The organism is Streptomyces sp. Q2, assembly GCF_056820935.1.
Genome location: NZ_JBXEJE010000017.1, coordinates 193229 through 202760 on the forward strand (window position 1 = coordinate 193229; position 9532 = coordinate 202760).

Genomic DNA, 9532 nt, shown 5'->3' on the forward strand with positions numbered 1-9532 from the left:
GCGGCGGCCGGCCGGGCCTGCCTCCGTTCGGCCGGCAGGGCTGCCGGGACGGTCGGACCCAGCTTGGCGCGCGCCACCTCGAACCACTGCCGGGCGACGTCGCCGATGGCGGGATCGGCCTGCCCGCGCGGCGCCTTGTCGGTCCCGGCGTCGGCGCGTCCGCGACCGCCGTCGGTGACCGGACCCGTGGCCCCCCGCCCGGTGTCGGCGGGCGAACCGGCGCGTGGGCGGGGGCTCGCGGCCGCGCGGGTCGCGTTGAAGGTCCCGGTGTCGTTCTCGGCCCGGTCGTAGAGGTTGTCGATCCGCTGCTGAACCTCTTCGCGGCTCGGTCCGTCGTCCCCGGTCGCGGGAGTGGCGCTCGCGGTCTGGGAGAGCAGGGCCACGGAGGTGAGAGCCGCCGTGGCGAGTGCGGAGTTGCGCATGCCCGGGAGGTTGTTCCCTCCGGGTCGCGGGGTTCGCTCCGGCGCCATGGAAGACGTACTCCTTCCGTAACCTGTGACGGAACTCCTGCTGCCGATGCGGCTGTTGGATCATCCGGTCAGGGGGTGACTCGACCAAGAAACGCGCGACACGGCGGGGTTCGCCGGAGGAAGTCGTGCGGTCAGGCGGCCAACTTAACCAACTTGTGTGACTGGTGTGAAGATTGAAGGGTTAAATGTCCGATACGTAACTGTGACCTTCGTCGTGTTGCCGACGAGGTCGGTTGCGCGGTCAGCCCGCCGCGCGCTGCCCACGCCAGGCCTCGTAGTGGTCGAGCACCGTCTGTTCGACCGGGCGGTAGTTGATACCGAGTTCGTGCACGCTCCTGCTGTTGTCCACCCGGAAGCGGATGCCGAGGTGCGCCCGGATGTAGTCCTGGGTCAGGCCGAAGGCGGGGCCGAGGACGCGCACCGGCCAGTGCGGGAGCGCGGTGCGCGGCAGGCGCAGGGCACGCGGGTGGTGCGCCCGGATGATGCGGGACATGTCGTGGAACGACGTCATCGTCTCGGCCGCGACGATGTAGCGCCCGCTCGCATCGGGGTTCTCGGCCGCCGCGATGTGCGCGTCGGCCACCTCCCGTACGTCCACCGTGGTGAAGGCGAAGTCCGGGGCGCCGTAGAAGAAGTAGCCCTTGAACAGTTCCTCCAGCAGGAACAGGCTGCCGGACTCCGACGCGGGGGAGAGGGAAGGGCCCAGGATCAGGCCGGGGTTGACGGAGACCATGCGCCAGCGGTCCTGGGCCGCCTCCGCCTCCCACGCCGCGCGCTCCGCGACCGTCTTCGCGTAGTGGTAGGGGTTGTTCCGCACCGTGCTGGTGGTGTTGAAGTACTTCTCCGAGAGCACCTGGTCGTCCATGCCCAGGACGTCGGCGTAGTCACCGAAGATCGCGCCGACGGTGGACGTGAAGACCAGTCGCTCGACCGTCGGTGTCCTCTGCAGGCTCGCCAGCACGTTGCGCGTGCCGAGCAGGGCCGGGTCCACCATGTCCCGCCGGCCGTCCTTGATCTTCTCCGGCATGAAGAACGGCGACGCCACATGGAAGACCACCCGGCAGCCGCGGATCGCGTCGTCGAAGGAGCCCTCGCGCAGCAGGTCGGCCTCGTACAGGTCGAGGCGGCCCGGAAACTCCTCCTGCATCTCGCGCAGCGGCCGGACCTTCACCGTGTGCGCGAGGCTCCGTACGGTGGTGCGCACCGCGTAGCCACGCTCCAACAGTCGTCGGACCAGATGACTGCCGACAAAACCACTGCCGCCGGTCACCGCGACGACCGTCGCCCCGCCTTTGCCCACGCCCCACTCCTCAGTGCCGGTCACCGGTACGTCCGGGGCGCGGCGATCCGTGCCCCCGGCCAGAGTCGGGCATGCCCCTCCGGAAGGGAACATCCATGGCCGAGTTGTGATCGTTGTCGGTGGCTCCGGTGGCTCCGGTGGCTCCGGTGGCTCCGGTGGCTCCGGTGGTCCCGGTGGGCCGTGTCGGGTCCGCGGGGATCTTCCGCCCTGGCGCCGGCGTCAGAGCCGCGCCCCTCGTTCCGGGCGCCTCTGGTCCCGCGCGCATCCCCGGGCCGCCTCGGGCCGGTGGATGCCGCGGGGGCGGTAGCCGAGTTCGTCGGAACGGCCCAGCAGGTCGGCCAGGAGCCAGACGATGGCGAGCCACATCTCGGTGCCCTGGAGGCCCGGTTCCGGGCCCGGGCCCGCCGTGCCCGGCCCGAAACCGAAGCCACGGCCGTCCCGCCAGCGAGTGAGGGCGAGGGCCAACTGCCGCTCGGCCCAGGCGCGGATCTCGGCGGTGCGGTAGCCGGCGGCCCCGGAGCCCGTTCCGAGCTGCCGTGTGCACAGCCACAACGGGTGGGCGACGTCCAGCACATTGCAGGCGTTCTCCCGGCCCGCCCCGAAGTACCGGGTGTCCCGCGCGTGGTCCAGGACGGCGTCCACGACCCGCTCCGGGTGCGGCACGGGCAGTGCGAACTGGGCGAACGACCCGCGCGTCAGCCGGTAGTAGCCGTTGACCACCTGCAACCGCCCGGCGTCGGGCAAGGGGACGCCCCACATCCCCGTCCACGGGTCGGCACGGGTGAGCAGCCAGCCGAACAGCGCCTCCAGCGCTCCAGGCTCCGCAGCGCCGCCTTGAGGGTGCCGCAGGTTCCAGTGGGCGGCCGTGGCCCAGGAGTCGATCCAGGCTCCGGCGCCCCACGCGTTGTCTCCCCAGGGCAGCTCTTCGAGCCGGGCGACCAGTTGAGGGGCGGTCATCTCCTGTACACCGCGCACCGGACGGGGGAGGTCCCCGCCCAGCAGGTCCAGCGCGTAGCCGACGCAGAGGACGTGGTACAGCTCCGCTCCCTCGCGGGGGAAGTCGTGCTCCGGCGGTGACTCGCCGAACTCGGGCACCAACCCGGTTCCCGGATCCTGGAGCGCGGCCAGGCGCCCGATGTGCTCGTCGGCCGCCAACTGCGCCGGGGCACAGTCCAGCAGCAGGTCGGCGATCTCCACGGCGTCGCAGTGCGCCCGTACCGTGGGGGCGGCGCCGGGACGGTCGACGTACCGGTCGCCGTCCCAGCAGCGGGCCAGCAGATCGGGAGCCTGGGCGCGGGCGGTGTCGGCGAAGCGGCTGAGATCCGTGCCGCTCATGCCGCTCATGCCGCTCGTGCCGCCCACAGGGGTCTGCGGGGTGTCCCGGCGGTCACGGATCGGACGTGCCGGATTCCCGGCGGCCACCGTCCACGCCGGAAGGTCCTTGGTGACGACCGCTCCCGCGCCGATCACACAGTGGTCGCCGATGGTCACGCCGTCCACCACGACCACGTGCGAGCCGATCCACACGTCGTCCCCGACCTTGATCCCCCGGCTGGTGAGCGGTTGCCGGTGGACCGGCCGGTCGGGGTCCATGGAGTGGTTGAAGCCGAGCAGCGAGGTGTGGGCCCCGATCCGTACCCCCTCGCCCAGGGCCACGGCGCCTCGCACGGTGGTGAACGGATTCAGCGTGCAGTCATCGCCGGTGGCCAACTCCCCGGTGACGTAGGCGTGGGCGGCGATGTACGAGCCGTCACCGAGCCGCAGCCGGTCCGGGAACACCGCCGCCGACTCGGCCACGTAGCAGCGCTCGCCGATCTCGACGTCCCCGTCGATCGCCCGCTGCCGTTCCCGCTGGGCGAGATGCTGCTCCTCGGTCGCCTTCTCGGCGAACAGCCAGGGGCAGTGGTCGAAGTGCCGTACGGACGGCTCCCGGTGATCCATGGGCCGTACGCTAAGCCTCCCGAAACCTCACCGGAAGGGCCCGTGAGTCTCACCGGTCAGGCAGCCCGCCCGCCCTGACCAGCCCCGTCTCATACGCCAGGACGACGGCCTGGGCGCGGTCGCGCAGCGCCAGCTTGGCGAAGATGCGGGCCACGTGGGACTTCACCGTGGCCTCGCTCAGCGTCAGTTCGGCGGCGAGCTCGGTGTTGGACAGGCCGCGGCCCATCAGCGTCAGCACCTCCAGCTCGCGGGGTGTCAGGGCGGCGAGATCCGTGGCCGCGACGCCCGGACGGTCGCCGTGGGAGGCGAAGCGCTCCACCAGGCGCCGGGTGATGGACGGAGCCAGCAGGGCGTCGCCGGTGTCGACCAGCCGTACGGCCGCCGCCAGGTGTTCCGGCGTGACGTCCTTCAGGAGGAAGCCGCTGGCCCCGACCGACAGGGCGGTGTAGACGTAGCGGTCCAGGTCGAAGGTGGTCAGCATCAGGACCCGGCAGTCCGGGGCGTGTTCCAGGATGCGGCGGGTGGCCTCCAGGCCGTCCATGTTCGGCATGCGGATGTCCATCAGCACCACGTTCGGCTTCAGTTCGCGGGCCATCGCCACCGCCTCGGCGCCGTCGGCCGCCTCGCCGACCACCTCGATGCCCCGCGCGTTCAGGATCAGCCGGAAGCCGGTACGGATCAGGTTCTGGTCGTCGGCGATGAGTACGCGGGGCGTCCGCCCAGCCGTCGTCACGGGCGGTCCAGGGGGATGCGCGCCCGGACCCGGTAGCCGCCGCCGAGCCGGCGCCGGGCGTCCAGGTCTCCGCCGTAGACCGCGACCCGCTCGCGCAGGCCGAGCAGTCCGCGTCCGGTGCCGTCCCGGTGCGGGGGTGCCGTCCGCGCGGGCGCGGCACCGGTCAGGACGCTCGGGCCGGTGTTCAGCACCTCCACGCGCAGCGCGTGGTCCGCGTACCGCACGGTGACCTCGGCCTTTCCTCCGTCGCCGTGTCTGAGCGCGTTGGTCAGAGCCTCCTGGACGATCCGGTACGCGGTCACGTCGATCCCCGGCGGCAGCGGGCGCGGCTCACCCGAGATCCGCACCTCCACGGGCAGCCCGGCGAAGGAGACCCGGTCGACGAGCGGGCCGAGCCGGTCGAGGCCGGGCTGCGGAGCCAGCTCCACCGAGTCGCCGCCGTCGCCGACGGGGCCGGGATCCACGTCCTCGCCACTCGCCGACGGCGCCAACAGCCCCAGCAGATGCCGTAGATCGGTCATCGCACCGCGTCCCGCCTCCTCCACCGCCCGCAGCGCCGCCGCGGCCTCGTCCGGCATCGTGCCCAGCACCTCGCGGGCCGCCCCGGCCTGCACCACCATCAGGCTGACGTTGTGGCTGACGATGTCGTGCAACTCCCGGGCGATACGGTCCCGTTCGGCCACGACCGCGGACCGCGCGGCACTCTCCCGCTCCCGCTCCAGCAGCCAGCCGCGCTCCCCGACGGCCGCCTGCCACCGGCGCTGCGTACGCCACAGCGCCACCGCCAGCCCGACGGCCGCCGCGCACGCCATCCCCAGCGCCGCCATCAGCGCGTTCGTCTCCCCGTCCCACACGGGCATCACCTTGGCAGACCGCCACGGGATCCGCATCAGCCTGTGGATACAGGGACCTGCATCTCCAGGATGAGCGCCGGGGCGTTCTGCCATCCGTGGAGGGATGTTCAGGCCGCCGTGCCCTCCGTAGCGTTTTCCGCATGATCACTGAGGAGACCAGGGGAGAGGCCGTCGTACGGCTCGACGGTGTGCGCAAGGAGTACGGCGAGACGACCGCGCTGGACGGGGTGTCGCTGGAGATCCGGGCGGGGGAGGCGGTCGCCGTGATGGGGCCCTCGGGGTGCGGCAAGTCCACCTTCCTCAACATGATCGCCGGGTTGGACCGGCCGACCGGCGGCACGGTCGTCGTCCACGGCGAGAACGTGGGGGAGTTGAGCGAGAAGGGCCTCGCCCTGTACCGACGGCGCCGCATCGGCATGATCTTCCAGTTCTTCAACCTCGTCGACGACCTGTCGGCGCTCGACAACGTGGCGCTGGCCGCGCAGCTGACCGGCGCCCCGGCCCGGCAGGCACGCCGCCGCGCCTCGGAGCTCTTCGACGAACTCGGCATCGCGGACCGCCGCAACGCCTACCCGGCGGTGCTCAGCGGCGGCGAGCGGCAACGCGTCGCCGTAGCCAGGGCGTTGATGAACCGTCCGGCCCTGCTGCTGGCCGACGAGCCGACCGGCGCCCTGGACAGCCGGGCCGGCGAGCAGGTGATGGACCTGCTGCTCGACCTCAACCAGATCGGCCAGACGCTGATCCTGGTGACCCACGACGAGCACCTCGCCCGGCGTTGCGCCAGCCGGCTGGTCGAGTTCGCCGACGGCCGGGTGACCGGCGAGCACACCCTGGAGCCGTCCGCGTGAGGGCGGTGTGGCGGGCAGCCCGCGCGGCGGTGCGGCGGCGCAGACTCCAGACCCTCGTCATCGCCCTGGTCACGCTGACCTCGACGGCATCGATCGTGGTGGCGCTCGGCCTGGTCGACGCGGCCTCCGCACCCTTCGACAGGGCCTTCGGCAAGCAGCGCGGCGCGCATGTCACCGCCGCCTTCGATCCCTCCAGGGTCTCGGACGCGGAGCTGGTGCGTGCGGCCCGGCGGCCCGACGTCGAGGCCGCCGCCGGGCCCTTCGCCCAGGCCGCGCTCGAACTGCCGCGCGAGACCATGGACTTCGGCCTCGGCAGCGAGCTCACCGTCGTGGGCCGCGACGACCCGGCGGGCCCGGTGGACCGGCTGGACCTGTGGGCGGGCCGCTGGGCCACCGGGCCGGGCGAGGTCGTCCTGAGCCGGCAGCCCGACTGGACCGCGGACGACCTCGGCAAGAAGCTCCGGGTGCCCTCGGGTCCGGACCTCACCGTCGTCGGGTTCGCCTTCGACCTCGGCCGGACCGCGGACGCCTGGGTCGCCCCCGAGCAGATCGCGGCCCTGCACCCCACCACCACGCAGATGCTCTTCCGCTTCACGGACGCCTCCTCGCAGGACCGGCTCCGCGCGAGCCTGGCCGCCGTCACCGACGGGCTGCCGCAGGGCGCGCTGACCGCCTCGCAGTCGTACCTCACCCTCAAGCAGCAGATCGGCGGTTCGGCCCGCGCGTTCACGCCCTACCTGATGGCCTTCGGCATCCTCGGCATCGTCGTGGCGGTGCTCATCGTCGCCAACGTCGTCAGCGGCGCGGTGATCTCCGGCTTCCGGCACATCGGCATCCTCAAGGCCCTCGGCTTCACCCCGGGACAGGTGCTCGCCGTGTACCTCACGATGATCTCCGTCCCCGCGGTCGCCGGCTGTGTCCTCGGCACCGTCGCCGGCAACCTCGTGGCCCGCCCTCTCTTCGAGTTCGTCTTCATGGGGCCGGACGCCGGGGTGTTCCACGACAGCGTGGGCATCGCGCCCTGGGTGAACGTCGTCGCCCTGCTCGGCATGCCCGCCGTGTGCCTCCTCGCAGCCCTCGCCCCGGCGGCGCGCGCCCACCGGCTGCCCGCGGCGCGGGCGATCATGGCGGGCAGCGCCCCGCGCGCCGGGCGAGCCCTGGGCATCCAGCGGCGGCTGGCCGGCAGCAGGCTGCCGCGCTCGGTGAGCCTGGGTGTCGGCCTGCCGTTCGCCCGGCCCGGGCGCAGTGCCCTCACCCTCGCCGCGGTGGTCCTGGGCGTGACCACCGTGACGTTCGCGACCGGCCTGGCCACGTCGATGACGAGATTCGGCGAGGCGGGCCGCGACGCCTTCCAGGTCACGGTGTACGTCGGCACGTACAAGGACGGCAAGGAGATCCCGCCGACGCACTCCGACCCCGAGCTCCGGTCGCTGNGGCAGCAGGCTGCCGCGCTCGGTGAGCCTGGGTGTCGGCCTGCCGTTCGCCCGGCCCGGGCGCAGTGCCCTCACCCTCGCCGCGGTGGTCCTGGGCGTGACCACCGTGACGTTCGCGACCGGCCTGGCCACGTCGATGACGAGATTCGGCGAGGCGGGCCGCGACGCCTTCCAGGTCACGGTGTACGTCGGCACGTACAAGGACGGCAAGGAGATCCCGCCGACGCACTCCGACCCCGAGCTCCGGTCGCTGCTGCGGTCCCTGCCCGGCGCCGACGAGGTCACCGCGAGGGCGGACGTCGAGGTGCGCATGGCCGGTTCCGCGCAAAAGGTGATGCTCGAAGGCCGCCGGGGCGACCGGCCACAGCTGGACAGCGTCCTGACCGACGGCCGGTGGATGCGCCGGAGCGGCGAGATCGTCGCCGGCTCGGCCTTCCTGCGCCACAACGACCTGCGGGTCGGCGACCGCGTCCGTCTGGAGAAGGGTGACCGGCACGAGACACTGGCGATCGTGGGGGAGTACATGCACAACGACCGTCGACTCGTCGTCACCGACCAGTCGACGCTGACCGCCCTGGCCCCCCAGGAGAAGCCCATCGCCTACCACGTCAAACTCCGCGAGGGAGCGGACCCGGCCGCCTACGCCCGCGCGGCCCGGGCCGCGGACGCCGGGATCAGACCGGACCCGGTCGGCGCCAACACCGTCACGCAGACCATCGTCGGCTCGGCGTCGGTCCTCACCGTGATGCTCGCCGTGGTCGCCTCCCTCGGCGTCTTCAACACGGTCGTCCTCAACACCCGCGACCGCCGCCGCGACCTGGGCATGCTCAAGTCCATCGGCATGACGCCACGGCAGGTCACGGCGATGACGGTGACCTCGATGGCGGTACTCGGCGCCCTCGGAACCGTGGTCGGCATGCCGCTGGGCATGCTCGGCCACGAGCTGGTCGTCCCGCGGATGGCGGACGCCGTGGACATCACCCTGCCCTCGTACATGACGGACGTGTGGCAGGCACCCGCGCTGCTCGCCCTGGCCCCGGCCGGCGTGGCGATCGCCGTCCTGGGCGCGTACGTCCCGGCGCGCAGAGCGGCACGGCTGACGGTCGCCGAGGTGCTGCACAACGAGTGAGACCTACGACTGCTCCGCCCTTCGCCTCGTGGACTCAGTCGGCGCTGACGTTGGAGGTGAGCAGGCGGAGCAGTTGCTTGGCCAGGGCGTCCTGCTCCGGGGTCAGGCCCATGGCGTCGCCGATGGCGAGGGGGACCGTACCCGCGCGTTCCCGGAGCCGGGCTCCGGCGTCGCTGAGGCGGATGGCGACCGAGCGTTCGTCGTCCGCCCTCCGCTCGCGGTGCAGCAGGCCGTTCGCCTCCAGGCGCTTCAGCAGGGGCGAGAGCGTGCTGGACTCCAGCTGGAGCGAGGCGCCCAGCTCACGTACCGAGATCGAGTCCTGCTCCCACAGCACGAGCATGACCAGGTACTGGGGATAGGTCAGGCCCAGCTCGTCCAGCAGCGGCCGGTAGCGGGCGGTGACCGCGCGGGAGGCGGCGTACAGGGCGAAGCAGAGCTGGTCGTCCAGGAGCAGCGACCCTTCGGCCGGTTCGGGGGCTGTGCTCACGGATCGGCTCCTGGTTTCTGTGCTGGTCATCTGTTCGCACCACCCTACCGTTGAAGTCCACTCGATACTATCGACTCCTAATTAGTTGTGCACGACTGAATCGAGCGCTACTCTCCATGTGTGCCGCAGCTCCGGACCGGGATCCCCCCGCCGGAGCCTGACCACGGCACCTGATCCGAGGAGATCGTCATGACAGAGACCCGCCCGGTCCTGGAGCCCGCCGCCCAGTCCTTCGTCGAGGCGACCGCGAACCCGCCATACCTCTTCGACCTCGCGCCCGCCGAGGGCCGCAAGGCGGTCGACGAGGTGCAGTCCGGCGAGATCGACAAGCCCGAGA

At 72.2% G+C, this 9532-nt stretch carries 7 protein-coding genes and 3 pseudogenes; 4 read left to right on the top strand and 6 right to left on the bottom strand.

The features are described from left to right. From ACWBNA_RS20440 to ACWBNA_RS20460, 5 genes and pseudogenes are all read right to left on the bottom strand, one after another. A pseudogene (locus tag ACWBNA_RS20440) lies at window positions 1–422 on the bottom strand (hypothetical protein); the annotation flags it as partial. A gap of 289 nt (window positions 423–711) precedes the next feature. Further along, on the bottom strand, window positions 712–1794 hold the full coding sequence (locus tag ACWBNA_RS20445; protein WP_482705862.1) for an NAD-dependent epimerase/dehydratase family protein: 1083 nt from the start codon (window positions 1792–1794) through the stop codon (window positions 712–714). 195 nt (window positions 1795–1989) lie between these two features. Next, window positions 1990–3711 (bottom strand): acyltransferase, encoded by a 1722-nt coding sequence (locus ACWBNA_RS20450; protein ID WP_482705863.1) that lies wholly within the window; start codon window positions 3709–3711, stop codon window positions 1990–1992. 49 nt (window positions 3712–3760) lie between these two features. Further along, window positions 3761–4444: a response regulator gene (locus ACWBNA_RS20455; RefSeq protein WP_482705864.1), complete on the bottom strand. Its 684-nt coding sequence runs from the start codon at window positions 4442–4444 to the stop codon at window positions 3761–3763. After that, the gene (locus ACWBNA_RS20460) at window positions 4441–5334 is read right to left on the bottom strand and encodes a sensor histidine kinase (RefSeq protein WP_482705865.1); all 894 of its coding nucleotides are present in this window, start codon (window positions 5332–5334) and stop codon (window positions 4441–4443) included. Before ACWBNA_RS20460 ends, ACWBNA_RS20455 begins: the two co-directional genes overlap by 4 nt. Window positions 5335–5438: 104 nt before the next feature. On the opposite strand from ACWBNA_RS20460, the gene ACWBNA_RS20465 reads away from it, so the two are divergent. From ACWBNA_RS20465 to ACWBNA_RS20475, 3 genes and pseudogenes are all read left to right on the top strand, one after another. Beyond that, complete coding sequence (locus ACWBNA_RS20465) at window positions 5439–6146, top strand: ABC transporter ATP-binding protein (protein WP_482705866.1); 708 nt, start codon at window positions 5439–5441, stop codon at window positions 6144–6146. A 98-nt stretch (window positions 6147–6244) separates the two neighbouring features. Further along, window positions 6245–7192: pseudogene (locus tag ACWBNA_RS20470) on the top strand (ABC transporter permease); the annotation flags it as partial. A 493-nt stretch (window positions 7193–7685) separates the two neighbouring features. Next, window positions 7686–8708, top strand: a complete 1023-nt coding sequence (locus tag ACWBNA_RS20475; RefSeq protein ID WP_482705867.1) for an ABC transporter permease — start codon at window positions 7686–7688, stop codon at window positions 8706–8708. Window positions 8709–8742: 34 nt separating this feature from the next. On the opposite strand, the gene ACWBNA_RS20480 is transcribed toward ACWBNA_RS20475, so the two are convergent. Next, window positions 8743–9225 (bottom strand): MarR family winged helix-turn-helix transcriptional regulator, encoded by a 483-nt coding sequence (locus ACWBNA_RS20480; protein WP_482705868.1) that lies wholly within the window; start codon window positions 9223–9225, stop codon window positions 8743–8745. Window positions 9226–9384: 159 nt separating this feature from the next. Between ACWBNA_RS20480 and ACWBNA_RS20485 the strand changes: the two are divergent. Continuing rightward, a pseudogene (locus ACWBNA_RS20485) lies at window positions 9385–9532 on the top strand (esterase); the annotation flags it as partial.

What these genes read in the sequence shown, in the direction of transcription:
- ACWBNA_RS20450 (WP_482705863.1), bottom strand. Translation starts at nt 3,711, where the DNA reads ATGGATCACCGGGAGCCGTCCGTACGGCACTTCGACCACTGCCCCTGG.
- ACWBNA_RS20460 (WP_482705865.1), bottom strand. Translation starts at nt 5,334, where the DNA reads ATGCGGATCCCGTGGCGGTCTGCCAAGGTGATGCCCGTGTGGGACGGG.
- ACWBNA_RS20465 (WP_482705866.1), top strand. Translation starts at nt 5,439, where the DNA reads ATGATCACTGAGGAGACCAGGGGAGAGGCCGTCGTACGGCTCGACGGT.
- ACWBNA_RS20480 (WP_482705868.1), bottom strand. Translation starts at nt 9,225, where the DNA reads ATGACCAGCACAGAAACCAGGAGCCGATCCGTGAGCACAGCCCCCGAA.